24 protein-coding genes, 1 pseudogene and 1 riboswitch are annotated in these 26,738 nt (G+C 33.6%); of the genes and pseudogenes, 17 read left to right on the plus strand and 8 right to left on the minus strand.

The window, feature by feature from the left end:
* Positions 1–645: 645 nt before the first annotated feature.
* The 7 genes from HYI43_02605 to HYI43_02635 all read right to left on the minus strand — a co-directional run bounded on the left by HYI43_02605 (position 646) and on the right by HYI43_02635 (position 7,187).
* Positions 646–2,610: a fructose-1,6-bisphosphatase gene (locus HYI43_02605; GenBank protein UDI77492.1), complete on the minus strand. Its 1,965-nt coding sequence runs from the start codon at positions 2,608–2,610 to the stop codon at positions 646–648.
* Positions 2,611–2,809: 199 nt separating this feature from the next.
* Positions 2,810–3,424, minus strand: a complete 615-nt coding sequence (locus HYI43_02610; GenBank protein ID UDI77493.1) for a DedA family protein — start codon at positions 3,422–3,424, stop codon at positions 2,810–2,812.
* Between the two features lie 113 nt (positions 3,425–3,537).
* Positions 3,538–4,536: a ThiF family adenylyltransferase gene (locus HYI43_02615; protein UDI77494.1), complete on the minus strand. Its 999-nt coding sequence runs from the start codon at positions 4,534–4,536 to the stop codon at positions 3,538–3,540.
* Positions 4,536–5,303, minus strand: coding sequence for a thiazole synthase (locus HYI43_02620; protein UDI77495.1), 768 nt, complete (start codon positions 5,301–5,303; stop codon positions 4,536–4,538). Before HYI43_02620 ends, HYI43_02615 begins: the two co-directional genes overlap by 1 nt.
* A gap of 1 nt (position 5,304) precedes the next feature.
* Positions 5,305–5,505, minus strand: coding sequence for a sulfur carrier protein ThiS (gene thiS / locus HYI43_02625; GenBank protein UDI77496.1), 201 nt, complete (start codon positions 5,503–5,505; stop codon positions 5,305–5,307).
* On the minus strand, positions 5,489–6,604 hold the full coding sequence (gene thiO, locus HYI43_02630; GenBank protein UDI77497.1) for a glycine oxidase ThiO: 1,116 nt from the start codon (positions 6,602–6,604) through the stop codon (positions 5,489–5,491). Before thiO ends, thiS begins: the two co-directional genes overlap by 17 nt.
* Positions 6,597–7,187, minus strand: a complete 591-nt coding sequence (locus HYI43_02635; protein ID UDI77498.1) for a thiamine phosphate synthase — start codon at positions 7,185–7,187, stop codon at positions 6,597–6,599. Before HYI43_02635 ends, thiO begins: the two co-directional genes overlap by 8 nt.
* 68 nt (positions 7,188–7,255) lie before the next feature.
* Positions 7,256–7,365: riboswitch (TPP riboswitch) on the minus strand.
* Between the two features lie 318 nt (positions 7,366–7,683).
* Between HYI43_02635 and HYI43_02640 the strand changes: the two genes are divergently transcribed.
* The 16 genes and pseudogenes from HYI43_02640 to HYI43_02715 all read left to right on the plus strand — a co-directional run bounded on the left by HYI43_02640 (position 7,684) and on the right by HYI43_02715 (position 25,401).
* Positions 7,684–8,964: an MFS transporter gene (locus tag HYI43_02640; protein ID UDI77499.1), complete on the plus strand. Its 1,281-nt coding sequence runs from the start codon at positions 7,684–7,686 to the stop codon at positions 8,962–8,964.
* Positions 8,965–9,120: 156 nt separating this feature from the next.
* Positions 9,121–9,405: an antibiotic biosynthesis monooxygenase gene (locus HYI43_02645; protein ID UDI77500.1), complete on the plus strand. Its 285-nt coding sequence runs from the start codon at positions 9,121–9,123 to the stop codon at positions 9,403–9,405.
* Positions 9,406–9,573: 168 nt separating this feature from the next.
* Positions 9,574–11,392: pseudogene (locus HYI43_02650) on the plus strand (FUSC family protein).
* Positions 11,393–11,468: 76 nt separating this feature from the next.
* Positions 11,469–11,885 (plus strand): DUF2188 domain-containing protein, encoded by a 417-nt coding sequence (locus HYI43_02655; protein UDI77501.1) that lies wholly within the window; start codon positions 11,469–11,471, stop codon positions 11,883–11,885.
* Between the two features lie 649 nt (positions 11,886–12,534).
* Positions 12,535–13,239: a GTP pyrophosphokinase family protein gene (locus HYI43_02660; protein UDI77502.1), complete on the plus strand. Its 705-nt coding sequence runs from the start codon at positions 12,535–12,537 to the stop codon at positions 13,237–13,239.
* A gap of 127 nt (positions 13,240–13,366) precedes the next feature.
* Positions 13,367–14,092 carry a MerR family transcriptional regulator gene (locus HYI43_02665; GenBank protein ID UDI77503.1) on the plus strand — a complete coding sequence of 242 codons (726 nt, stop codon included), beginning with the start codon at positions 13,367–13,369 and terminating at the stop codon, positions 14,090–14,092.
* 132 nt (positions 14,093–14,224) lie between these two features.
* Positions 14,225–14,905, plus strand: coding sequence for a GntR family transcriptional regulator (locus HYI43_02670; protein UDI77504.1), 681 nt, complete (start codon positions 14,225–14,227; stop codon positions 14,903–14,905).
* Positions 14,906–14,926: 21 nt separating this feature from the next.
* Positions 14,927–16,465, plus strand: a complete 1,539-nt coding sequence (gene gntK / locus HYI43_02675) for a gluconokinase (protein ID UDI77505.1) — start codon at positions 14,927–14,929, stop codon at positions 16,463–16,465.
* Between the two features lie 39 nt (positions 16,466–16,504).
* The gene (locus tag HYI43_02680) at positions 16,505–17,863 is read left to right on the plus strand and encodes a gluconate permease (GenBank protein UDI77506.1); all 1,359 of its coding nucleotides are present in this window, start codon (positions 16,505–16,507) and stop codon (positions 17,861–17,863) included.
* A gap of 159 nt (positions 17,864–18,022) precedes the next feature.
* Positions 18,023–18,448, plus strand: a complete 426-nt coding sequence (locus HYI43_02685) for a hypothetical protein (GenBank protein UDI77507.1) — start codon at positions 18,023–18,025, stop codon at positions 18,446–18,448.
* A 201-nt stretch (positions 18,449–18,649) separates the two neighbouring features.
* Positions 18,650–19,516 (plus strand): UTP--glucose-1-phosphate uridylyltransferase GalU, encoded by an 867-nt coding sequence (gene galU, locus HYI43_02690; protein ID UDI77508.1) that lies wholly within the window; start codon positions 18,650–18,652, stop codon positions 19,514–19,516.
* 1,064 nt (positions 19,517–20,580) lie between these two features.
* Positions 20,581–21,390: a Dam family site-specific DNA-(adenine-N6)-methyltransferase gene (locus tag HYI43_02695; GenBank protein UDI77509.1), complete on the plus strand. Its 810-nt coding sequence runs from the start codon at positions 20,581–20,583 to the stop codon at positions 21,388–21,390.
* 5 nt (positions 21,391–21,395) lie between these two features.
* Positions 21,396–22,184, plus strand: a complete 789-nt coding sequence (locus tag HYI43_02700; protein UDI79258.1) for a site-specific DNA-methyltransferase — start codon at positions 21,396–21,398, stop codon at positions 22,182–22,184.
* Positions 22,178–23,035: a type II restriction endonuclease gene (locus HYI43_02705; GenBank protein ID UDI77510.1), complete on the plus strand. Its 858-nt coding sequence runs from the start codon at positions 22,178–22,180 to the stop codon at positions 23,033–23,035. Before HYI43_02700 ends, HYI43_02705 begins: the two co-directional genes overlap by 7 nt.
* Positions 23,036–23,056: 21 nt before the next feature.
* On the plus strand, positions 23,057–24,736 hold the full coding sequence (locus HYI43_02710; protein UDI77511.1) for an AIPR family protein: 1,680 nt from the start codon (positions 23,057–23,059) through the stop codon (positions 24,734–24,736).
* A gap of 473 nt (positions 24,737–25,209) precedes the next feature.
* Positions 25,210–25,401 carry a hypothetical protein gene (locus tag HYI43_02715; GenBank protein UDI77512.1) on the plus strand — a complete coding sequence of 64 codons (192 nt, stop codon included), beginning with the start codon at positions 25,210–25,212 and terminating at the stop codon, positions 25,399–25,401.
* A gap of 155 nt (positions 25,402–25,556) precedes the next feature.
* On the opposite strand, the gene HYI43_02720 is transcribed toward HYI43_02715, so the two are convergent.
* Entirely contained in the window at positions 25,557–25,823 is a 267-nt protein-coding gene (locus tag HYI43_02720) for a DUF1413 domain-containing protein (GenBank protein UDI77513.1), read from the minus strand.
* A gap of 187 nt (positions 25,824–26,010) precedes the next feature.
* Between HYI43_02720 and HYI43_02725 the strand changes: the two genes are divergently transcribed.
* Positions 26,011–26,706: an SDR family oxidoreductase gene (locus HYI43_02725; protein UDI77514.1), complete on the plus strand. Its 696-nt coding sequence runs from the start codon at positions 26,011–26,013 to the stop codon at positions 26,704–26,706.
* Positions 26,707–26,738: the final 32 nt, after the last annotated feature.

Genomic DNA, 26,738 nt, shown 5'->3' on the forward strand with positions numbered 1-26,738 from the left:
ATATATTAATTATAAGAACGGTAGGTAACCCTATCGTTTTTTTAGTATAAAAAATAAACGAATGGCACGGATCTCCTAACCATTCGTTTTAAATATATAGTTCTAAAATGTATAAAGGAACTTAAGTGTGTAAACACTAAAGTAAGAAATTCTAGACATGAACTACGAATGACGTTGTGTGACGCCTGAGGGAATAGGATGAGTGTCGAGACCGCGGCTCGACCCAGCCCCCTAGGCAAGCATCACAACAGAATGAGTAAATGTTCATCTAAGAATTTCTTTAGAGGACTACAGGCACGAGCCTTTCCCACAGGAAAGCGTCGCAACAAAAGAATATTATCCATCTAAGAGCTGCTTTAGAGACGGCACCCCAGGAACGCGAAGCAACTTATGTGAGTATTTATCTATCTAAGAACTATTTTACAAGACTGCGGCTCGACCCAGCCCCCTAGGCAAGCATCACAACAGAATGAGTAAATGTTCATCTAAGAATTTCTTTAGAGGACTACAGGCACGAACCTTTCCCACAGGAAAGCGTCGCAACAAAAGAATATTATCCATCTAAGAGCTGCTTTAGAGACGGCACCCCAGGAACGCGAAGCAACTTAAGTGAGTGATTATCTATCTATAATCGCACTTAAAGAACTACTTCAAATATCTATCGTGCATTAATAATTTCAAGATACGGATTTGTTCTTTCATGACTTTACCATCATTCGTGTCTCTTATCTTTTTACGTTGCAATTCCTCATCCACAACACGACGCACTGATAATTCATCTGCACCATCTGATAACACCTTATCTTTAGAATCAAAATGTTGGTGAGCAACAAGCTGCATGCCAAATGAATTATATAACAATGTATATCCAGCAATACCTGTCGTCTTCTGATACGCTTTTGAGAAACCGCCATCTATAACTAACATCTTACCATCAGCTTTTATTGGATCCTCGCCATCAATTTCCTTAACCGGCGTATGCCCATTAATAATACGTCCTTCATCTGGATTCAATCCGAAGTCTTTTAACATCTTGCGAATCATATCTACATCTTCACGTAAATAATAATACGGATTTTTAGGTTCTTTGTGAGATGCTTTGTCTTCTATAAAGTAACGTTCAAACGTAGTCATCGCTCTTTTACCGAACAGCGAACTATATTTACCCGTCCATAAATACCATACTAAATCCGTTGATAAATCATCTGTTAATTCTTTATGGTCATATGCATAACGTACATGTTTCTCAAACACATCTAATAAGTCACGACCTTTATGAAGCTCGTCTTCAATTTCAAATGATTCCATTTCACCATTTTCATCTACTGGAATACAACCATGAATTAGTAAATTGCCATTATACGGTAAGTATAAGTTACCTTTTTGCATTAAGAATGACATGTGGCGTTTCAATTTCTCAGATTGCTGGAATGAAAGTAATAATTTATTGATGACATCCTCTTCCTCAGGTAGTAATTTTCCAGGATCTTCTGGGTCAATTGTACTGAAACATGTATCTTTTAAAGGATATGTTTTGCCATAAATCGTGATTTCATTTGTATCGTAGTTGACCTTTTCCAAGACTAAACGATCTTCCATTTCAAAGTTAGGACGACGTTTAATAATTGGCATTTCAAGTTTAAATTGAATCATTGCGATAGCTTGATGAATCTTAGTAATTTGACTCTCTTCTAATTTAGATAATGCTGCTGGTTTATCAGGACGTTTCTTCGGTTTAAAAGCAGGATTATCACCACTATAGTATTCTTCAGCCAATGTTAATAATGGGCGTAAGTTAATACCATAAGCGTCTTCGATAATATCTAGATTGTCATAACGCGCACAGATGCGGAGTAGGTTAGCAAGGCATACTTTAGAACCTGCGTAAGCACCCACCCATAAGACATCATGGTTACCCCATTGGATATCGACAGAGTGATAGTTGATAAGTGTTTCCATAATCTTATCTGGTTGTGGTCCACGGTCATAGATATCACCAACAACGTGTAAATGATCTACGACAAGTCGTTGTACACTATAGGATAAACCGATAATTAAATCATCAGATTGTTCTAATTCAATAATTTGGTTTACAAGTGTTTCATAGTAAGATTTTTTGTTATTAAATTCATTACTTTTATAGAGTAATTCTTCAACAATATATGTAAATTCTTCAGGTAACGCTTTGCGTAATTTGGAACGTGTATATTTTGAAGAACAATACGTAATCAATTCAATTAAGCGTTCAATGGTAGTAATGTACCAAACGTTCAATTTACCTTTAGAATCGAAATTATTTTTGACGAGTTTTAATTTTTCTTCTGGATAATACACAAGTGCTGCTAAGTCATCAATTTCTTTTTGAGATAATTTATCTTCATAGATGTCATTAATCTTAGCTCGAACATTTCCTGAGCCGTTACGCAACACATGTTGGAATGATTCATACTCGCCGTGTAAGTCGCTGACAAAGTGTTCCGTACCTTTAGGTAATTCTAATATAGATTCTAAATTGATAATTTCTGTCGCTAATTTCTCTGGACTATCAAATTGTTGTGATAGTAAGTCTAAATATTTTTCTCTTAATTCACTTTCAGTCGTTTGAGTCATATGATTTTTCACTCCTGTGTGGCATTATTGTTTATTTTTGAAAAGGGTGGTCAAATTATAAAACCGCTTACATTGATTATCTTTAAAAAGCATCACTTTTTCAATGGTGATGCTTAAGAAACACAAAATTGATTGTCTAACTTTTGAACTTTAATAAAATGACTGTCAATAAAGAGAACTTTATTGACAGTCAGTATAATTATTTAACGCGGTTTTTATTTTTAAAGAAAATTCTATATAGCACGTAAAGTACTGCAAGAATGATAAGGACGTACATAATATAAGAATATGTGTGTAAACCAGCCATTAAGGCATCGAAACTACCACTTAACATACGACCTAGTAAGATTAGAGCAAAGTTCCAAATCGTAGTACCTAGTAATGATAAAACAGCGAATGTGATAACATTCATCTTATTAATACCAGCTGGAATTGTTATTAACACACGCAATACAGGGATGAATCGACATAGCAGTACCGCCCATGCGCCATAACGTTTAAACCAATCATTCGCACGTTTCACATCTTTACCTTTAAGCTTGAACCATTTCCCATGTTTATCAACAAAGCGATAAATACTTTCCTCATTAATCAAACGACAAACATAGTATAGGATTAATAACCCGATAAATGAGGCGATAGTTGAAATAAGGAATAAGACTGGAATCGAAAGGCCTGATTTAACTGACATTAACCCAGCAAACGTAAGTATGATTTCAGAAGGGACGACAGGTAAGACATTCTCTAATAAGATTAAAATGAATATCGCTGTATAGCCCCATTGACTAATAAAATTAGTAATTAATTGTTCCATTTATTAATATGAACTCCTTTTATTGAAAGCTTTATTTGTGAAATAAAAAATTCATAGTAAATTCATTATAATAAAATTTACTATGAATTGCTTGTATAAACCTACGACTCTTATTATTTTAACGCTTTCAAATAAGAATGATACAGTTGATATGCTTCATCATCATCTTCTATGCCATAAACGTTCATACGTCCATCCTTGAATAACGTAATGTCATACGTACCATCTTTAATTAATTTGGCAAATGAAGTTGCTTTAACAATATCACCTGGGAAATGCTCGGCATAATCAAATACGCTTGATTCATATCGAAACAAATACGTCTTGTCACATAAGCTTTCAATCTGTTGTTGCTGTTTCGTTTCAAGCAATGTGTACTTTTGATGTTCACACACTTCACAAGAAGTATCTTTCAACACATCGACATTCATTGCTTTATACTCAATATTAAATGCATCAAGTGTGATTAATTTTCTTGAAAAGCCGTGCCCTGATAAATAGCGGATTGCTTCGGATACTTCGTAACTTGCGACTTGTGCAATAACAGGTGGTAGTACACCGTTAATTGCACAACTTTCACCACTTGAAGGCATCTGTTTGAGTAAACATTTAAGACAAGGCCCTTCAAAATCTATACCATAAACGGTACCTTTACTGCCGACTGCGGCACCATAAACCCAAGGTATTTGATATTTATGGCACGTTTCATTGATAAGATAACGTATTTTAAAATGATCCATGCCATCAATAACGATGTCAGGTTGTACTTCTTGAAAGAGCGTTTCAATATTTGTTGAATCTATTTCTTGATAATACGTTGTTACATCCACATTTGAATTAATGTGTGCAATTTTTTCTTTAACGGCATGTACTTTAGGTGTCATATTTAGAGCATCATCCTCGGTATATAACGCTTGACGATGCAAATTAGACACTTCAACAATATCCATATCTACAATGGTTAGATGGTGAGCACCCATGCGCGCAAGTTGTTCAGCAACGTGACTGCCTAAGGCACCGGCACCTAGGATTAAAATATTGGCATGCATTAAGGCTTCTTGGCCATTTTCACCAAAAGGAGAAAATCGTGTTTGACGATGATAACGTTGCATTATAAGAAGCCTAAACCTTCTGTAGGGCTTGATGCTTGTGCAGTATATTTAACCGGGATTCGGCCAGCTTCATAAGAAAGGCGACCGGCATGAATACCTAATTTCATTGCTTCAGCCATCTTCACTGGGTCTTTCGCGCCTGAAACGGCAGTATTTAATAGAATGCCATCCGCCCCTAATTCCATTGCATGACATGCGTCTTTTGGTGAACCAATACCTGCATCAACAATCACAGGCACATTAGAATTCTTAATTATATAACTTAGGTTGAGTTGATTGTTAATGCCACGACCAGTGCCAATTGGTGACGCAAGTGGCATCACAGCATGTACGCCTAGTTCTTCTAAACGTTTGGCTAAGACGACGTCATTTGAAATATATGGACATACGATATAGCCTTTGTCTAATAATACTTTACAAGCTTCATATGTTTCGAATGGGTCAGGTAATAATGTTTCATCATCACCAATGACCTCAACTTTAATCATGTCACAGACACCGGCATGCTTTGCGATTTCGGCAATACGAATCGCTTCTTCAGCTGTTTTCGCACCTGCTGTATTTGGAAAAGTGATGAAATCTTTTAAATTAATGTTCGCAAGTGGGTTAGGTAGATTCTTGTCGTATAAGTTCATACGTCTTACTGCGAATGTAAGTACATTTGTTTCTGATGCTTTAATGGCTTCTGTTTGGATGTCTTCATTTTCAAATTTACCAGTACCTAATAACAAACGAGAGTGTAATTCTAAGTTTCCAATTTTAAACATGTTATCCGCCTCCAACAAATTCTAATAATTCTAATTGATCATCTTCACGTACAGTATGAATGTCATAATCATCTTGTTTAATTAATGTTTTATTATGTTCAACGATGACACGTTCAGGGTCGAGTTCTAATGAAACTAACACCTGATTAATCGATTGTTCAGAATCAAATGTGAAAGCATCGCCGTTAATGATACACTTCATTATTTAGCCTCCTAGATACATTGAATGATTCATAATTGCGTAGTTTAACGCCTGTAAATAGCCAATTTGCGATATCGCGTCCAATGACTGGAGATAATAAAATGCCATTGCGATAATGACCTGAAATGACATATAAGCCATCATCGATACAATCCATGATTGGCACTTCACCTTCAGTGTATGGACGAACACCTGACCATTGTTTAATGACTTTGCCATGAGCTAGCTCAGGAATACGTTCATTGGCGTAATGATGAAGCCAAGAAATTCCGTACTCTGTATTGCCAACTGAATAGTTGTCGAACTCACTTGTTGCGCCAACTAAGAAGCGGTTAGGTTGTTTAGGAACAATATAACAACCATTTGTCATAAAGATCGTCTTATCTAAATCGAGGTCATCATGTTCAATGAGTAACACTTCACCCTTAACACCAACGACATGTCTAGGAAGGTGATAGTGTTCTAACAATTGCGATGTCCACGCGCCACCAGCTACAATCACTTTCTTCGCATAGAGTGTGTCATTTGACGTAGACACTTGATAATAACCATTATGGCGCTCGATTGCTGTCACTTCAGTATTAAAATAACGTTTCACTTGACGTTGTTGTAATGACTTATAAAGTGCTTTCGTATAGTGATTGGCATTCACTTGGCCATCGTTCGGAATATAAATAGCCATCTCACTAGCTGTAACCGTACCATTGGTTAAATCAATTAAGTCATGTTCAGCTAATTCAACGACACTTTTATCTAAACGTTTTAAGAATTGATATTGAGAACGTAACTTCTCCACATCTTCAGGACGTGTAGCTACTTTAATTAAACCTGATGGTTGATACTCGATATCGATACCTGTTTCATCTTGTAAGGTGTCACATAGTTCCGGGAAAAGGGCACGCGATTCAAGCGCTAGTCGAAATAAATCAGTATCTTCAGTAAATTCATTCTGTGCACCAAGCATGCCACCAGCTTTATATGACGCATGCTTACCTGGTACATCACGATCAACAAGTGCAATATCCATTTGTGATTGACTTAATTGTCTAGCGATAGACATTCCAATTACACCTGAACCAATAATGAGAACGTCATGCATCTTTCAACCACTCCTTTCGTAACTGTTCAATTTGTTGTAAAGATGCGTTCATAAAGAAAGAAATTGCACATACACCTGCAAAGCCAGGAGGAAGTTTATGAATGGTATCTTGAGTTATACCTCCTATGGCATAAATTGGAATAGGTATTTGTAAAACATGTTCAATTTCTTCAGAGGATCTTGGTTGCTGATTTGGTTTAGACGGCGTCGCAAAAATATGACCATAAAAAACATAATCAAGATGTTGGTTGTAAGCTTCTTTAACTGAGGGTAGCGAATGCGTTGACATGCTAACTTCAATATCAGGATGTTGCTTTTTAAAATCAAAGGCGACTGAATCCGATTCACGACAATGTAAACGAGTGAGTTGTAGTTGTTGAAGTAAATCAATGTCGCTATGAATAATGATTTTTTCTTTAGGGAATCCCTGTTGAATTAAATCCTTAAGACATAGATATAAATCCTCATGAGACATTGGTGTGCGAAAGAGTAAACCGTCAATACCATCAGCAATGGTTAAGAAATGTTGCATATCTGTAATTGTTAAGTCTTTATACGGGGTTATAGCAATGAAAATGTGCATCACTCCTTAATAAAGATAAAAAAACGCTATTTCCTACGTAGGGAAATAGCGTTTGGCTAAACTTTACGATATCCTTTGCGCCACTTTCCTACGCCAGTACAAACTGGATCAGGTTCCAGGAATTATAAAGTTCGTTCTTTACTCTCAGCCTTAAACAAAGGCACTTCCAGTGGATGAATTATCATTTTATTTATTTTTATAATGATGAGCGTTTAATTTCAAATTCATTCTACAATTTTTTCCTGAAGAGTTCAAATCTAAATTGAAAACATAATTGACACGAATACATATAGAAAAATGCTCAATTTAATAAGAAATTTGTAATAACATATTGTAAACGATTTCAAAACCTGGTAATATATTTAAAAATAAATGTCGAAGCCCTATCACGACAGGGTTAAAAGGAGATAATTTATTTCGTATTAGGGAGTCTGTGAGTATATTAGACATCACAATTTAGAATCAACAAAATTAAAGGAAGTAGGAAAAAGAGAATATGGTACAAAGACAAAGGAAAAGTAATGTTCGTTGGTTTTTCGCATTAGCATTTTTTATTATAGGTGTCATTGCTTATATGGATAGATCGAATATTTCATATATTGCACCTCAAATGATGGAAGATTTACATATGACTAAACAACAGTTTGGTTTATTAGCCTCATTCTTCTCACTAGGTTATGCATTAATGCAAGTGCCTTCAGGGATGTTAGCTGAAAAGTTTGGTCCACGTAAGATGATTACTATCGCATTAGTATGGTGGAGCGCATTTACCATTTTTACAGGTATGATTAAACATCATGGTTTATTATATCTTGTGCGTTTCTTATTTGGTATTGGGGAAGCACCAATGTATCCATCTAATGCTGTATTTAATGCTACTTGGTTCTCTAAAGATGAAAAAGGTAGAGCATCTAGTATGTTATTAGCAGGTTCATATTTTGGACCAGTATTAGCACCAATCATTACAATTGCGATTGTAAATACATTTAATTGGCAAGCCGTGTTTTACATTTTCGGTGGCGTAGGAATTATCATTGCGATTTTATGGGGAATTATCGCTAAAGATTTACCAGAACAACATCGTATGGTTAATGAAGCTGAGAAACACTTCATAATGGAGAATCGTGATTTAGTTCAAACAAGTAAATCATTACCACCATGGAATCAATTCTTCCGTCGTGTGAGCTTCTACGCAATTGCTGGTCAATATTTCGTAGTACAGTTTGTTATTTCATTATTCTTAATTTGGTTACCAACGTATTTAACAGAACAATACCACGTCGAATTCAAACATATGACGATTAGTTCATTACCATGGTTTATTATGTTTATATTAATCTTATCTGCAGGTGCGATTTCAGACAAAATCTTACGCAGTGGTCAATCAAGATTTGTATCAAGAGGGTTAATCGCGATTGTAGGCTTCATCGTCTTTGCAATTTCAATCTTCTTTGCAGTACACACTGAGAACTTATATATTACGATATTCTGGTTGTCACTCGGATTAGGTGGTATGGGGATCTCAATGGGTATGAGTTGGGCTGCTGCCAATGACATTGGTCGTAACTTTGCAGGAACTGTATCAGGCTGGATGAACTTATGGGGTAACATTGGTGCCTTATTAAGTCCGTTCTTAGCAGGTGCTTTAGTTGCGTCACTAGGTTGGACAATGACCTTCCAATTATTAATTATCCCGGCTGTAATCGCCGCAATTTTATGGCTTTTTGTTACACCAGACAAACCACTTATTAAAGATGAAAGCCGTCAACTTAAATAATTAAACATACTGTCGAATTCGTTCGGCAGTTTTTTAATTTTTCAAAGAAATATCCATCGCTATTTGAAAAAGATGCACCAAGCATCGAATTGTTTATGAACACTATGAAAATGGTAAAATAAACTGAAAACAAATTTAAATATGAAGGTGAAAAGCATGATTATTATTAATGCAAAATTAAAAGTAAGTGAAGCACATCGTGAAGAATACTTAAAATTGATGGATAATTTAGTGAAACATGCACGTGAAGAAGAAGGTAATACGTTTTATAGCCATTACGAAGATGTCTCAGAACGTAACACATTTGTCGTAGTTGAGAACTATAAAGACCAAGACGCAGTAGCAGCACATAACAATTCTGATCACTTTAAAGTATTCAGTGATAATATTGGTAATTTTATTACTGAAAAACCTCAAATCGACATTGCAGAAGCAAAATAAGATTGTTTTATAATAGAAGTAAGGAGCGAGACGGTGAAATCTTTTTACAAAAAGATGGATGACTGTTTCGCTCCTCTTTTTTGAACTAAAATCATTTTTCACTCAAATATATTTATAGAAAAAGTGTTATCATAGTATATGTATGTTTTATAGAAAGGAAAGATAACATTGGGAAATGTTTTAAAATCACTTATTAGCTTTGATACAAGCAAAATTGACCCGATGAAAGGCCTTCGACAGGGGTTATTAATGATTATCCCCGCATTAGTAGGCTATTTCCTAGGTAATTTTAGTTTAGGATTGCTTGTGTCAACAGGGACATTAGCACATATTTATGTCTTTAAAAGCTCACCTCGAGCGATGATTAGAACTGTGATTTTGTGTAGTATATCCTTCGCCATTTGTATGGCATTAGGCACTCTCACAGTTACACAACCTATTCTTTACGGTGTCACACTACTTTTAGTGACGGTCATTCCATATTATATTTTCAGCGCATTAAAAATTGCTGGACCGTCATCAACATTCTTTCTTGTCACATTTTGTTTGCCAAGTAACTTACCAGTTGCACCCAATGAAGCCTTATACCGTGGTTTCGCTATATTAATTGGTGGTGCAATCGCTACGATCGTTGTGCTTATTACCATTCTTTTCCAAAAACAAAAAATCGAAAATCGAGCAATTAATGCTGACTTTAAAATGCTTGAGGAACTAATGCATAACTACAACGATACAGAGAAATTTGCAGAAAGTGCCAAAGCAGCAGTTACACAATTTAAAAATTCTGATGAATTACTTATTACCGCAACGGCTGGTATTAACCAAAATCTTAGCCAACGCTTCCAAAGATTATTGTTGCTACATACATCAGCACAAGGTCTCTATTCAGAACTTTTAGAGTTACATGAAAAGGGCATTCGTCCTATTCCTAATGACTTAATTGAAATGATGGATGTGACGATACGTAACGCTTACCGTCCAACTGGTGCACGTGAGAAATGGACGAAAGAAGTCGATGTGCATGACGATTTCGATAATTTACTACAATATATTTTGAAAATAGACGAGATTACCAATTTAGATTCTAATCAAATTGAACATGAAGCAAGTGTCAGAAAGCCATTATACAGTCAACGTATTATTCATAATTTAACGTTAGATTCTATCGTCTTCCGTAATACCTTGATTTATGCTGTGATTATGGCCGTAGCAATCTTTATTTCACTTGCCTTCAATATCCAAAAATCATATTGGATTCCATTAACCGCACATACCGTATTATTAGGCATGACAACACGTCGTATGCTTGACCGTTCAGTATCACGTGGCTTGGGTACAATTATCGGTACATTGTTATTATCAGCCATTCTGTACTTTAATCCACACCTAGTCTAAAAACTTATCTATTTCAATTGCATATACACGTATCTTTGATGTACTCATTGGTATTGTCATTGCGGTCGTAGGCATCTTACTGATTAATCGTCAAACAGCTTCTGCTATGTTACCACGTACAATTGCTGAAGTTGTGCGTAAAGAAGCGGTTATTTTTCAATATTTATTCTCTGAAAATAAATACGACGATGACGCACGCGAACGTAACGAAAGCTTAGAATTGTCTGTCAGAATGAGCAATATGACACAAATTAATAACTCAGCAAGTGGTGAGTTATTCTCAAATAAAGAAGTGATTCGTTATTATTATCCAAGCATCTTTGCATTAGAAGAAATTAACTTCATGCTTATGCGTGCCATGCAAGATAAACAACGTCAACGTATTTCAGATAAACAAATGGGTGAGTACTTAGTAACCTTTGAAAATTTAGCCAAACACTTTGAACTACAAAGTCGACTGGATATCAATGACTTAACAGACTTACCTCAATACAATTATCTAAAATCAGCATTGATGAAGTTACAAAATAATTGTGTTTATACACGTAAAGATATTGATGACGTTGAAGATGGCGCTGCAACGAAAGCTTAATTGAAACGTATTGAGGGGTTTCATTTTCAAGGAGAGTGGTAAAGTTAACTATTGATGAATAGAGGAGCGTGACACGATGCCTTGGACAATGGATGATTACCCAAATACTTGGAAGAACTTTGATGATTTAGAACGTAAAAAAGCAATTGATATTGGAAATGCAATGCTTAAAGATGGTTATAAAGAAGGCGATGTCATTCCCATTGCGACGAAACAAGCAGAAGAATGGTATAAAGATGCAAGTGATGATGCGTTACAAGAATTGAAACATAAGCACATCACACAACATCAAAAAGATGACTCCGCCAATCCAGAATTGAACAAAGAAAATGTGCATGTCTATTACGAAGATAACGAGTGGAAAGTAAAAACTGAAGGTGCTAAACAAGCATCTGATACGTTTGATAACAAAGAAGACGCAAAACAACGTGCACAAGACATTGCCGAAAACAGAAATACAAAAGTCATCACACATACAAAAGACGAATCATAACTACCACCACCTCAGTGCCATAACGTACTGAGGTGTTTTAATATATTCACACAAGTTGAGATGCTTGCCTAGGGGGCTGGGTTGTAAAGAAATTCTTAGATGAATATTTACTCAATTTTTTGCGACGCTTTCTTGCGGGAAAGGCTCGTGCCTGTAGTCCTCTAAAGAAATTCTTAGATGAACATTTACTCATTTTGTTGTGATGCTTGCCTAGGGGGCTGGGTCGAGCCGCGGTCTCGACACTCATCCTATTCCCTCAGGCGTCACACAACGTCATTCGTAGTTCATTTTTAGAATTTCTTACATAAGTGCGTTAGCACTTATGTTCATTAATAATCAACATAGGAGTCGCGCAACGCCATTTATTATCCATCTTTAGAGCTACTTACCTAAGTGCTATTGCACTTAGGTTCATTAAAATTACTGCTCCCCTAGGAGTCTTCACAACTCCACTTCGTAATCTATCATAGAACTACTTACTTCAGTATCCCAACACTGAGGTCCTTTTTATGCTTCTTTTTCAATTATCATCATAACTAGTCATACATGTCTAATTCAGTCGAAATACCTAGATAAATAAGGTGGTTATTATTTTTAGTTCGTCTTGCATTTCGATATAATATACTGTGATGAGCAAGGAGGAACTACTATGTATGTAGAGAGAAAACCATCATTATATATAGAAGAATTACGTAATGAATTTAAAGATAGTTTGAACCACTTTAAAGATGGAGATGAAGCTTTTGATAGATTAATCGGCTTTGTTGAACTAGATCATTTATATTCCTCAGCGTTAAAAGAGATAAGCACTAAATTAGATATATTAGATGACAATTTTAATCACGTATATAAACACAACCCTATCCATCACATGGAACGTCGGGTTAAAGAAATGAATAGCTTAGTGAAGAAACTGCAACGTAAGAATTTACCTATTAGTGCTGAGAGTGCGAAAGAGAATATTTTAGACATCGCAGGTATCCGCGTCGTTTGTAACTATTTAGAAGATATTTATGTTATTGAAAAGATGCTATTAAAACAAGAAGATATTAAATTAATAAGACGCAAAGACTATATAGAGAACCCTAAGGAAAATGGCTATCGAAGCTTACATATTGTGGTATCTATTCCTGTATTTTTATCGAATAAAGTAGAAGTAACACCAGTAGAAGTTCAAATTAGAACCATTGGTATGGATATGTGGGCAAGTTTAGAACACAAGATTCGATATAAAAATAATGCAAGTACCGAAGATTATAAAGATATGTTAAAAGATTGCGCGTTGGAAATTTCAGATGTAGAAGCAAAAATGCAATCCATTCACTCTGCTATTACAGAAAGTGATACGCATTAAAAGAGGCGGACAACGTCTCTTTTTTTCAAGTTTAGACAGAACGCAGACTAACTTATAAAAAATACTCAAAAAAAGCTTGCATATGACGTAACGTCATTAGCTATGTTCAATGTAGGAGGTGAACACTATGTCACATTATACAATTGGAGAACTTGCAAATCTCGAAGACATCACAGTTAGAACATTGCAATATTATGATCGTAAAGGATTGTTAACAGCTGAACGAGATATTGAATCTAATCGACGTTTTTATACTGACGATCATCACTATCAACTTCAACTTATTTTTATCTTGAAGAAATTTGGCTGCACCTTAGATGAAATTAAGACACTATTACATGATGACAGTGATATGCAAACATTGAAAATGATATTGCAACTGCATAAAGAAGAATTAGAAACCCATATTCACAGCGATAAAGAAATATTAAAGAATATTAATGAAGTACAACATTATATTTCACAACATTCAAGTTCTTCAATCAATCATTTATCTGACATAGACAAGGCTATGAAACAATCTACTACATTAAAATCACTTAAAAGTAAAGTATGGCTTAGCGCAGGCGTTATTGGCATAGTTCAATACACAGGACTTATTGCAAGTTTATTAAGAAGTTCAAGCAAACCATTTGTTGCAATCATACCAATCTTAGTCACTTATGCCGTTGGATTAACAGCATTTTACTACAAAAACATTTCATATCTGTGTCCAAATTGTCAGCATACTTTTAAACCATCATTGAAACAATTTATGTTAGCACAACACACTGCACAGACACGTAAATTAGAATGCCCTAAATGTCATGAAACACATTATTGCATCGAAGTGGCTGACGATAAAACGAAATAATTGCAATACAATTCCCGGTCTGACATGGCCGGGTTTTTTAATTCCATCAAAAAGTAAGCGCTTGCAAAATTACTCTCAGTATATTAACATACTTGTATACAAGTTGTAATTGCGTGATTAGGAGTGAAAGATGTGAATCAAAGTTATCCAGAACAATGGCTTGGAGGTATGTCAAAAGGCGAAGGTGTTGCTGCACAAATTCGCTTACAAATCGTGAACGGTGAGATTGAAGCCGATACACTGCTTACAGAGAATCAAGTTGCAAATCAATTTGATGTTAGTCGTTCACCAGTAAGAGATGCGTTTAAATTATTGCAAACAGATCAACTCATTCAATTAGAACGAATGGGTGCCAGGGTGCTTAATTTTGGTGAACAAGAGAAGAAAGAACTTTATGATTTAAGATTGATGCTTGAGTCATTTGCTTTCGCAAAAATGAAACACATTGATACCGCACCAGTTATTAAAGAAATGCATAAACACCTTGAAATGATGAAAGTTGCAGTCAAGTTTGAAGATGCTGAAGCCTTTACACAACATGATCTACAATTTCATGAAGCAACCATTAATGCTTCAAACCATCAATACTTACAAACCTTCTGGAAACATTTGAAACCAGTCATCGAATCACTTGTCTTATTATCAATGAGACATCGCATGGCACATAATAAAGCAGACTTTGAACGCATTCATAACAATCATGCAGTATTTATTGAAGCAATTGAACAATATGACTCAGATAAATTAAGAGAAGCTTTTCATTTAAACTTTGATGACGTCGGTAAAGATATTGAAAGTTTCTGGTTACGATAAATAGAGGAAAGAAGGAATACTATGAAGTACATGATTGGCGTAGATATTGGTACTACAAGTACGAAATCAGTATTATACGATGAAAATGGACAATTTATTATGAAGCATAATATCGGCTATCCATTACACACGCCAAATGTAGATGTTTCTGAAGAGAACCCCGATGAACTGTTCGATGCCGTATTGATGACAATTAAATACATCATAAGAGAAGCGGGCGTAAAGAAAGAAGATATTAAACTGATTTCATTTAGTGCACAAATGCATAGCTTGGTAGCACTCGATGCGCAGAATAGCCGATTAACAGAAAGTATAACTTGGGCGGATAATCGCGCAAGTAAATATGCTGAATTAATCAACAAAGAACATCACGGTTCTGAGATTTATCAACGTACAGGTACACCTATCCATCCAATGTCACCTTTATCTAAAATCTTTTGGATGAAACATGAACAACCTGAAATTTACAATCAAACTGCCATGTTTGCTGATATTAAGACTTATATCTTCTATCAACTGTTTGAAAAATATGTCATCGATTATTCAATGGCATCAGCTACAGGCATGTTTAGTTTAGAACAATTAGATTGGGATGAGGAAGCACTTTACCTTTTAGGCATCACACGAGAACAATTACCAGAACTTGTTCCAACTACACATATATCAAAAGGCATGAAAAAACGTTATGCCACACTAATGGGTGTGGACGAAAATACACCAATTATAGTTGGTGCTAGTGATGGCGTATTATCTAACCTTGGCGTTAATAGTTATAAAAAAGGCGAAGTCGCCGTCACAATCGGCACATCAGGTGCGATTCGAACAGTCATTAATAAACCTCGCACCGACTATAAAGGACGTATCTTCTGTTACGTACTAGACGAAGAACATTATGTCATTGGCGGACCCGTCAATAACGGCGGTGTCATCCTTAGATGGCTAAGAGATGAGCTCCTTGCTAGTGAAGTTGAAACTGCGAAACGTTTAGGGGTAGACCCATACGATGTACTTACTAGAATCGCTAGTCGAGTTAAACCTGGTGCTGAAGGCCTAATCTTCCACCCATATCTTGCCGGTGAACGTGCACCATTATGGAATGCAGACGCACGTGGCTCATTCTTTGGTTTAACTTTGTCACATCAAAAAGAACATATGATACGTGCAGCATTAGAGGGCGTATTGTACAACCTTTATACAGTATATCTAGCACTTGTAGAGGTAATGAACGAAACACCTAGCACAATCAAAGCGACGGGGGGATTCGCTAAGAGTGAAGTGTGGCGTCAAATGATGGCAGATATTTTCAATACAGACCTTATCGTGCCAGAAAGCTATGAAAGTTCTTGTTTAGGGGCATGTGTATTAGGACTTAAAGCATTAGGAGAAATTGATGATATTTCAATTATTGAAAAGATGGTCGGCACTACAAATTCACATAAACCAAATCCAGAGACGGTTAAGGTTTATCAAAAATTAGTATCTATCTTTATCAATTTAAGTCGTTCACTTGAAGAACGCTATGCAGAAATTGCAGATTTTCAACGTAAGCACATGGAGTAAATCAGTACATTAAAGGAAGAAAACAAAGGAGGATTTACTATGTTTGGAGATATTTGGCCACTTATTAGTGTGGTAATTGGGATCTTATTACTATTATCATTGATTATTTTCATGAAGTTAAACACATTTATTGCGTTAATCGTGACATCCGTTGTTACAGCAATCTTATTAGGTATGCCGCTAAGTAAAATAATGACTACCATTGAAACTGGAATGGGTAGTACACTCGGTCACATCGCTTTAATCTTTGGATTAGGTGCAATGTTAGGTAAACTACTCGCGGACGGTGGCGGTGCAAACCGTATCGCTGATACATTAATTGCGAAATTTGGACAAAAACATGTCCAATGGGCAATGATTATCGCTGCATTTATCGTAGGCATCGCATTATTCTTTGAAGTCGGATTAGTACTATTAATTCCATTAGTATTTACAATTGCTAAACGTGCGAAAGTATCACCACTGAAACTTGGTTTGCCAATGATTACTGCATTGTCAGTAACACACGGATTCTTACCACCACATCCAGGTCCAGTTGTTATCGCAAAAGAATTAAAAGCGAACGTCGGTCAAGTATTACTTTACGGTATTATTATTGCTATACCAGTAACAATTATCGCTGGTCCAGTATTTAATAAATTTGCTCAAAAACTTACACCAACTGCCTATACACGTGAGGGAGATATCTCAGCATTAGGTTCTCAAAAAGAATTTGCTGAATCAGAAATGCCTGGATTTGGCTTAAGTATCTTTACTGCTATATTACCAGTAATCTTAATGTTGATTTCAACTATCGTACAATTAGTGACAGGCCATGAAGAAGCGAAAAATCTATTTGAACAAATTGTTTACTTTATCGGTACTGCAGGCACAGCAATGTTAATTTCAGTTATCTTTGCTATCTTCTCAATGGGATTACATAGAGGCAGAAAAATGGACGACGTTATGAAATCGGCTACTAATGCCATTTACCCAATTGGAATGATGATCTTAATTATTGGCGGTGGCGGTACATTTAAACAAGTATTGATAGACGGTGGCGTTGGTGACACTATCGCGAAAATGTTCGAAGGTTCAACAATGTCTCCTATCTTACTTGCATGGATTGTTGCAGCTGTACTTCGTATTGCATTAGGTTCAGCAACTGTTGCAGCCATTACAACAACAGGTATCGTATTACCATTACTACAACATTCAGATTCTAACGTAGCCCTTGTAGTACTTGCTATCGGTGCCGGAAGCTTAATCCTATCACACGTTAACGATGCAGGTTTCTGGATGTTTAAAGAATATTTCGGCTTAACAGTAAAAGAAACTTTCCTAACATGGTCACTACTTGAAACCATCATCTCAGTATCAGGTATCATCTTTATCTTATTCATTAGCTTGTTCGTATAAATCAAAAGACTCATAACACTACAAAACGCCACTATACCCATAGTGGTGTTTTATTATGAATCTGGTTGATATAGATATTAATTGGAAAATAAGATACAATAAAAACAAATTCAAATTTTATTGTATTACAATGAATTAAAATGTATTAGGGATGTTTGTATGGAAAAAATTGAGAAAATCAATCTGAAAGACATTGATTTAGAACTGTTAAGTAATTCTAGAATCGATGAATTAGAGACAGAAATGGCAAAAACTAATTTTATCGATAAATTAGATATATTAATCACAGTACTTATTTTAAGTATTCTATTTATAGATGACTTTGCCTATAGCGAATACGTTATATTGATTATATCTATCATAGGTTTAATATATGCTTTTTACGTTACCTATGTGATGAGAAAAGCAAAATTAAAAATTGGGGAGATATTAACCAATGATAGTACCCCGCCTTTATTTGATGAACAAACGAAAATCAAAGTAGTTAGAGATAAATTTACAGATTTCAATACATATTTATTATTCGCTGTATTTACGGCGAACTTAATTGACAGTATTGTAAAAATATTTGCGATACATTTTTAATAATTTACTTTAGCCTCCCTCAATGAAATGAGTAGGAGGTTTTTTAGTGTCTTTTTGACCAACTTAGGATTAAACAGTAAAAAAAGAAAATCAGAAATTGTATCACACTTTAATTCTAGGCTATCGCTAGGAATGACGTATAAAGAGTGATAAACTAACAAATGATAAAAAAGACAGAATTTGCAAAGGAGTTACTCAAGTTTGAAAAAAATTACAAAAGCAATCATACCTGCTGCTGGTTTAGGAACGAGATTTTTACCAGCCACAAAAGCGATGCCGAAAGAAATGCTTCCAATTTTAGATAAACCTACGATTCAATACATAGTGGAAGAAGCTTCTCGCGCAGGAATTGAAGACATCATAATAGTAACTGGCAAACACAAACGTGCGATTGAAGATCACTTTGATAATCAAAAAGAATTAGAAATGGTATTAGAAGAGAAAGGTAAGACTGAATTACTAGAGAAGGTCAATTACTCTACAGATTTAGCTAATATCTTTTACGTGCGTCAAAAAGAACAAAAGGGCTTAGGACATGCAATTTACACAGCACGCCAATTTATCGGCAATGAACCGTTTGCCGTCTTACTTGGTGATGATATTGTGGAATCCGAAGAGCCCGCAATTAAACAACTAATGAATGTCTACGAAGAAACAGGACACTCTGTAATCGGTGTTCAAGAAGTAGATGAGCATGTCACACATCGTTATGGCATTATTGATCCACTTGGAAAAGAAGGACGCCGTTACGAAGTCAAACAATTCGTTGAAAAACCAAAACAAGGTACGGCACCTTCAAACTTAGCCATCATGGGACGTTACATATTAACACCAGAAATATTCGACTATCTTAAGACACAAAAAGAAGGCGCCGGCAATGAAATTCAATTAACCGACGCCATCGAACGTATGAATAGCGATATTCCAGTATATGCCTATGACTTCGATGGCAATCGTTACGATGTTGGAGAAAAATTAGGCTTCGTCAAAACAACTATCGAATATGCACTTAAAGATCCAAAAATGAAAGATGAATTAGTTCAATTTATTAAAGAATTAGGTTTATAGCCTTTAAAACTACAAATAGATAACCCCATTAAAGTCAAAACTACAAATTGACTCTAATGGGGTTTATCCTTGCCTAACTTCCTACCGCAGCAAGTATTCTAACAACACCTTATTTTAAATTTAGAGAGAAGGTATTGTTAGAAACCTGCTAAAAGAATAACCTCAAGCTATATACTTCTGAATCAAATGACGGTTTGGTTGAAATAATGGGATCTTGTAATAAATTCTTTTCTTATGGTTAAAAGTCGCGTCAACTGAAACAGAAGTATATAACCAACAAAGAATATAAATCCATCAACACGATGGAACTCATCTCATTTTCCGCTAAGATGAGCCTTCGGGGGATAATATGTAATGGTCATCCCCTTATTAAATTCTTCCCTTGTATTAGACCGAAATCTAATACATATATATTGTATAATATATATTTTGAATATAATACCTCTCGCAATATCAAACTTTTCACTAAAAATATCACATTTGATGATTTACCATGAATTTCGTATTTTTAACAAAAACAAAGAGATCCATCCTACTCTCTAATTAGGATGAACCTCTAAGGAATTTTATCAATTAAGGACCAGCTGAATCCTTATACATTAAATCGATTTAATGTAAGTTAATTATACTGTAAATAGTTGAAAAAATTAATAGAATTTAATATCAATATTTTGTTTAAAAATATCAACTCATAGTGTTTATGGAAAGAGAAAAGATAATCATGTTATCAGTGAAGTGATTTTTTGAGATTGTGGGAAAGATTCGAAAAAAGATATAATGGCTAAATTAATATTTTTTCATATTAATATTCAGTATGGTTTATTGATGTTAAGTTGATAAATATATAAAATTTATATACGCTTTAAAATTTTTTTATATTATACTTAATGTGAAAGAGTATCAAACTTTAATCTAATTTTATCAGTTTTATGTTATATTAGTAAAAAAAGTGCTCGAAATTAGAAATGCATTCATTAAATATAGTAATAAATTATTTTTCAAATAGTAACATTAAAATGCATATTCTTATTAACGCAATATAAAATATTTAGGAGAGAATTTTTATGCAACCATTTGTAAAATGGGCTGGGGGAAAACGTCAATATATTAAAACGATTATGGAAATGGCTCCTACTAATTTCAATACATATTATGAACCATTTGTTGGTGGGGGAGCTGTTTTATTTTCATTAAGCAATAGTAACTCAAAAATTAATGATATTAATACTCATTTAATTCATAGTTATCATGTAATTAGAGATAATCCTAATAAATTGATGGAATATTTAGACGATTATGATTCTATACCTCTAAATGAAGAGAAATATAAAGAAATGAGAGAAATTTATAATCAACACATTATTGAAAAAAGATATGATATAACTACTGCTGCATTATTTATTTACTTAAATAAACATGCTTTTAATGGTTTATTTAGAGTTAATAAAAAAGGTCTATTCAATGTTCCCTGGAACAAAAAAGAATTTGTGGCTTCTTATAATAAAAGTAATATAATAGAAATTTCAAATTTTCTTCAAACAGTTACAATAACAAGTACAGATTTCGAAGAGGCAGTTAGTGAAGCAGAAGAAAAAGACTTTGTTTTTTTTGATAGTCCTTATGCACCATTAAATGCCACAAGCTTTATTTCATATGATAAGGCTGGATTTTCTATTGAAGAACATAAAAGATTAGCAAAATTATATAAAAGTCTTACAGAAAAGAATGTCAAATGTATGCTAACAAATCATAATACAGAATTGATTAGAGAATTATATAATGATTTCAATGTCAAAGAAATTAATGTGAGAAGAAGTATTAATTCTGATGCTAGTAAAAGAGTAGGTAAGGAAGTAATTATTACAAATTATTAAAGGTGATGCTAGTTTTGAATGAATATTATGCTGAAAATGGAATTTGCCTCTTCAATGAGGACTCACTAAAGTTTTTAAAAAATATTACTGAAAATAGCGTGGATCTTATTTTTGCTGATCCACCTTATTTTCTCTCAAGGGGTGGTATCACTAATTCAGGTGGAAAAATGGTCAGTGTCAATAAAGGTGAATGGGATACTTTTATTACTTTGGAAGAAAAACATGCATTTAACAGACAATGGATAAAACTCTGTAAAAGCATATTATCTGATAATGGCTCTATTTGGATTTCAGGAACTTTGCATAACATCTATTCAATAGGATTTGCGCTAGAGCAAGAGGGTTTTAAAATTTTAAACAATATAACATGGGAAAAAACTAACCCACCTCCTAATTTAGGATGTAGAAATTTCACTCATTCAACTGAAACAATTATTTGGGCAAAGAAAGATTTGAAGAAAGCTAAACATACTTTTAACTACAATGTAATGAAAGAAATTAATAATAATAAACAAATGAAAGATGTTTGGAAGGGACCATTAACACGAAAAAGCGAAAAAAGTTTCGGAAAACATCCTACACAAAAACCCGAGTATTTATTGGAAAGAATAATTAGGTCCACAACCAATAAAGATGATTTAGTTTTAGACCCCTTTATGGGTAGTGGCACCACGGGAGTAATTGCAAAAAGATTGCAACGGAGGTTTATAGGTGTTGAGAAAGAAGAACCCTATATTCAAATAGCTAAACAAAGAATTATAAATACAGTAGTTCAGGAGGAATTTGAATGGTAATTGAAAGAGATTTTGATGAGTGGTTATCACATTTTAAAGAAAGTATTGCTACTTATGAATATTATATTGATTTCGAAAAAGTGAAAAGAAATGTTGATAGTATTAAGTTAGAACTAAATTTATTGAATTCACTTATAGGGTCAAACGATATTGAAAATGAATTTAAAAGTTTAGTTGAAAAATATCCTGAAGTGTTAAAATGTGTACCTATTTTACTAGCTATTAGAGGTAATGAAATAAGTATAAAAACTATTGATGAAGACTTAATTTTTAATTTTAAAAAACCAAATTATGATATTGAAAAATATTGTGAGTTTATGAAAGAAACTGGAATATTCGATTTGTTAGAAAATCATCTAATAAATAATTTGTTTGATTATGTTACAGGGGTTGAAACTGGATTAGATAGTAACGGACGTAAAAATCGTGGTGGGCATCTCATGGAAGATTTAGTTGAAGAAAATATAAAACAACTTGGTGTTGAGTATGAAAAAGAAGTGAGAACTGATAGATTGATAAAAGATCATGATCTAGATATTTCAACTATAACTAATAGTGGTAAGACAATTAAAAGATTTGATTTTGTAATATATCATAATAACATTATATACGCCATTGAAACTAACTTTTATCAAAGTGGTGGTTCAAAACTAAATGAAACTGCAAGAAGTTTCAAAAATTTAGCAGTGAATTCAGCAGATATTCCAAATTTTGAATTTGTTTGGATAACAGATGGTAAAGGTTGGAGAACAGCCCGAAATAATTTATCAGAAACATTTTCAATTATGAAACATTTATATTCTATAAATGATTTACAAAATGATGTATTAAAAATTATGTTGGATTTATAAAATAAAAGGGGGCTATACAATATGGCAAATATTAATGATTTTAAATTAGTTAATAAAAAGGCAAACAAATATTTTGAAATCTACGATTTTTCAAAAGATATTAGGGATGAGGATAAAACAAAGTTAGGTTTCTATTTATTTATACTTGAATGTGTAACAAATAATACAGACATTAATGAGTTGAAAAATTGTGTGATTGACACCGAATATAGAAGCTTAGTTTTCAATGAAAAAAATGATGATTTAGGAATAGATGCAGTATATATTGATGAAAATGATTTACATATTCAATTATTTAATTTTAAGTTTAGAAGCAAGTTCAAAGCTAATAAAGGACAAAATCTAAATAATTTATCAGATTCTGATAAATTTATGAAAGTAATAGAAAGTGAAAATCTAAATAATTTAACAAAAAGTACAAAAAATGTAATTTCAGAAATTATAGATAAATTAAATTCAAATGAACAATGGAAAATGACTTTGTATATGGTTTCAAATGAAAATTTTGGATTGGAAAAGAACCAATTCATGGAAAATTTTAGTGAAGTATATGACATGTCAATAAAATCTATTAGTTTAGATGATATTATAGGTTATGTTTCGGAGAAACATGATGATATTAATGCTAAATTTATAGTAGATAAAGGTTCTGTTATGCCTTATAAAGAAGATGAATTAGATTCTGATGATTCGTATTTAATCAAATTAAGTTTGGACATTTTAATGAAGATTACATGTAAAGATGTAATTTTAAGAAATGATATTGATGAATTTAATATTAAATCTATTGAAAAGTTAGAGTTTGAGCCAAAAATTTTAAATGATAATGTTAGAGGCTTTTTAGGTGAAACAAAATATAATACTAAAATAATTAAAACAATTGGAGAATCACCTCAAAATTTCTTTTTATTTAATAATGGTATCACAATAGTTGCTAATGATATTAAAGGAAAACCAATTAATGGTAAAAAGATGTTTAAGTGTGAACTTGAAGGTATGAGTATAGTTAATGGCGGACAAACTATTAGAAGTATTTATAAATATTTTGATGATGATAATTCACTCAATTCAAAATTAAGTAAAGCGTATGTACTAGTAAGATTTATTAGCACAGGAAATAATGATAAATTAAAAAACAATGTCGCTGAATACACTAATAGTCAAAATGCCATTTCAGTATTTGATATTAAATCAATAAATAATATACAAATCGAGTTAGAAAGATATTTAAAAGAAAATGATATTTTGTATGTGAGAAAAGCTGGGGACACTGGTAAAATTGAAGAGAACTATGAATATCGTATGTCAAAAGAAACCCTAGCTCAAATTCTTTATTCTGTCCAAGGTAATCCTGATAAAGCAACTAACCAAAAGAAATCTCTATTCAGTAATAGATATGATGAAATATTTAACGAAGAACTAAATTTTGATAATGTTATAGAATACATTAAAAAGTATAATGAAGTAGAAAAAATTTATAGTGAAAGCAGTTATAATGGATTTAATTCAAAATATTTATATATCTTATATATAAGTGAACAAATGAAAGGGATATCATTTGAAAAATGTATAGAAATTTTAGAAGAAGTTATTAGTTTATACAAAAAGGATGAGCAAAATTTATCTGATGCACGTAAACTAATTCAAAAAGCATTTAAAAGCAAAGTTGATGAAACTTTATCTAATTCAAAATTTGAATGAGTTATATTTTTAACTAAGATTTAGTGTTTCTATCTCTTTTTATATTATTATATGAGATTGATGAAATTTATTTAGTAAGGTTTGAGTCAATAATAATGTCTATACAGCATGTCTAACTTATATAATATATTTTTCAATTAAAAGAAATTCTAAGAATTATTAAAGGGAAGTAGCGAAGACTCCTGTGGGAACAGTACGAGTTGAAGACCTTAGAATTACCTACAGATTTATCTGTATGGTAATTCTGGCTGAAACTGTACCCACGGAAAGCAAAGCTACTGAACGAAATAATTTAATTAGAATTTCTTCTTTTTATTCTCAAACTTGATTTAAATTCAATATACATAAAAACGTTAAATAGGTTTTATTTTCAAAAAGTGAACTATTTGTGAAAAGTATCACAAATGTCTTTAAAATTTATGAAAAGGGTGTATGATATACATTGTAAGGAATAAGTAATGGGAGTGATACTGATGAGAAAAGTAATAGAAGAAGTTGTTTTTTCTGAAGAAGGCAGTTACGATATATATTTAAAAACTGGTGTGAACCAAGGATTGATTGGCGATATTAAAGATGGCTACTTAACAATCGACTCAATCCCATACATCGATGCCGAACGACTATATTATTACGGACTCGAACGTAAAACACTCGTTACAAATTAATACAAATTGAATGGCCTCCTATTAACATTCAAGAAAGTAGCATGCCCTCGTTGGTGAGCAGTCGAGGGCATACCATAAATATACCCCTAATCATTCTGGAATAATGTGTTGAAAGCCCACGTCTTACTTAGTGAGACGTGGGCTTCTTGATATGTTTAAACTTCTTTGAAATTCTTCTTAACTTCATTATATTGGTATTCTTGATTATATAACTTGAACTTATAACCATCCTCACTTGAGAAAGGCATACGCACATGTGGAATCTCTTCAATACGCGCAATAAATTCTCTTTCTTGACGTGTACGTTGACGCACCGTCATATCAAACCATTCTTCCTTCGTATATAAATCCTCGAAACGGAAAGAGAAACTCGTTCTGCTCTTCTCAGCTCGTAACGTTTGGATACGCTCTTCAAATGTCATAGTCATCCTCCTATCTTTCTATATGCCCAATGATGCCATTACATATTAACTTTAATACGTTTTACCCGAGAATACAATTCCTCGTAAGCTTTTTGATTATATTTTTCGAAAAGTAAGTAATACGGGTTTAACTCGGTCATAATAAGGAAATCTAATCAATGACACTAGAATAAAAGGGTGAAAAAACATGACAGAATTAAAAGAACGTGTAGCTATCATTACAGGCGCAAGCAGTGGTATTGGTGCCACAACTGCTAAAAAGCTTGCCAACGAAGGCGTAAAAGTCGTCTTAGCCGGTCGTAGCGAAGATAAATTAAAAGAAGTCTCAAAAGATATAAACGAAGGTGATTTCTTAATTACACCGACAGATGTGAAGCATAAAGACGACATAGACGCATTAGTCGAAAATGCGATAGCTAAATTTGGTAAAGTCGATATCTTAGTCAATTGTGCCGGTATTAATGGCTCAGCTAAGATTACAGACTACGATGTTGAAACATGGGATGCCATGATCGACACAAATGTTAAAGGATTACTATATAGTTTAAATGCAGTATTACCTCACTTTGAAGAACAGGGTCATGGCCATGTTGTCAATCTCGCATCTATTTCAGCAAACGAAGTATCTAAAGATAGCACGTTATATAGTGCAACAAAATCTGCAGTATTGATGATATTTAATGGTTTAGAGAAAGATTTAGCACGCACAGGTATTAAATCAACAAGTATCTTACCAGGTATGGTTGATACACCAATGACTGAGAAAACAGACTTCGGTGGCCGTAAGAAATTAGATCCTGAAAATATCGCAGACGCTGTCATTTATGCGTTAACACAACCTGCACACGTCAATGTAAATGAAGTCACAGTACGACCAGTGTAATGATGATTAAAGATGTTTCTTGTAAATTGACA

It is taken from the genome of Staphylococcus taiwanensis (assembly GCA_020544305.1).
Taxonomy (GTDB): domain Bacteria; phylum Bacillota; class Bacilli; order Staphylococcales; family Staphylococcaceae; genus Staphylococcus; species Staphylococcus taiwanensis.

Excerpts from the sequence above, each read along its gene's own strand:
- HYI43_02645 (UDI77500.1), top strand. The coding sequence starts at position 9,121 with ATGATTATTATTAATGCAAAATTAAAAGTAAGTGAAGCACATCGTGAA.
- HYI43_02715 (UDI77512.1), top strand. The coding sequence starts at position 25,210 with ATGAGAAAAGTAATAGAAGAAGTTGTTTTTTCTGAAGAAGGCAGTTAC.
- HYI43_02615 (UDI77494.1), bottom strand. The coding sequence starts at position 4,536 with ATGCAACGTTATCATCGTCAAACACGATTTTCTCCTTTTGGTGAAAAT.
- HYI43_02680 (UDI77506.1), top strand. The coding sequence starts at position 16,505 with ATGTTTGGAGATATTTGGCCACTTATTAGTGTGGTAATTGGGATCTTA.
- thiO (UDI77497.1), bottom strand. The coding sequence starts at position 6,604 with ATGCATGACGTTCTCATTATTGGTTCAGGTGTAATTGGAATGTCTATC.
- HYI43_02700 (UDI79258.1), top strand. The coding sequence starts at position 21,396 with ATGCTAGTTTTGAATGAATATTATGCTGAAAATGGAATTTGCCTCTTC.
- HYI43_02660 (UDI77502.1), top strand. The coding sequence starts at position 12,535 with ATGTATGTAGAGAGAAAACCATCATTATATATAGAAGAATTACGTAAT.
- gntK (UDI77505.1), top strand. The coding sequence starts at position 14,927 with ATGAAGTACATGATTGGCGTAGATATTGGTACTACAAGTACGAAATCA.
- HYI43_02710 (UDI77511.1), top strand. The coding sequence starts at position 23,057 with ATGGCAAATATTAATGATTTTAAATTAGTTAATAAAAAGGCAAACAAA.
- HYI43_02725 (UDI77514.1), top strand. The coding sequence starts at position 26,011 with ATGACAGAATTAAAAGAACGTGTAGCTATCATTACAGGCGCAAGCAGT.
- HYI43_02720 (UDI77513.1), bottom strand. The coding sequence starts at position 25,823 with ATGACATTTGAAGAGCGTATCCAAACGTTACGAGCTGAGAAGAGCAGA.
- HYI43_02655 (UDI77501.1), top strand. The coding sequence starts at position 11,469 with ATGCCTTGGACAATGGATGATTACCCAAATACTTGGAAGAACTTTGAT.
- HYI43_02635 (UDI77498.1), bottom strand. The coding sequence starts at position 7,187 with ATGCACATTTTCATTGCTATAACCCCGTATAAAGACTTAACAATTACA.
- HYI43_02685 (UDI77507.1), top strand. The coding sequence starts at position 18,023 with ATGGAAAAAATTGAGAAAATCAATCTGAAAGACATTGATTTAGAACTG.
- HYI43_02705 (UDI77510.1), top strand. The coding sequence starts at position 22,178 with ATGGTAATTGAAAGAGATTTTGATGAGTGGTTATCACATTTTAAAGAA.
- HYI43_02640 (UDI77499.1), top strand. The coding sequence starts at position 7,684 with ATGGTACAAAGACAAAGGAAAAGTAATGTTCGTTGGTTTTTCGCATTA.
- HYI43_02620 (UDI77495.1), bottom strand. The coding sequence starts at position 5,303 with ATGTTTAAAATTGGAAACTTAGAATTACACTCTCGTTTGTTATTAGGT.
- HYI43_02665 (UDI77503.1), top strand. The coding sequence starts at position 13,367 with ATGTCACATTATACAATTGGAGAACTTGCAAATCTCGAAGACATCACA.
- HYI43_02605 (UDI77492.1), bottom strand. The coding sequence starts at position 2,610 with ATGACTCAAACGACTGAAAGTGAATTAAGAGAAAAATATTTAGACTTA.
- thiS (UDI77496.1), bottom strand. The coding sequence starts at position 5,505 with ATGAAGTGTATCATTAACGGCGATGCTTTCACATTTGATTCTGAACAA.
- HYI43_02695 (UDI77509.1), top strand. The coding sequence starts at position 20,581 with ATGCAACCATTTGTAAAATGGGCTGGGGGAAAACGTCAATATATTAAA.
- HYI43_02610 (UDI77493.1), bottom strand. The coding sequence starts at position 3,424 with ATGGAACAATTAATTACTAATTTTATTAGTCAATGGGGCTATACAGCG.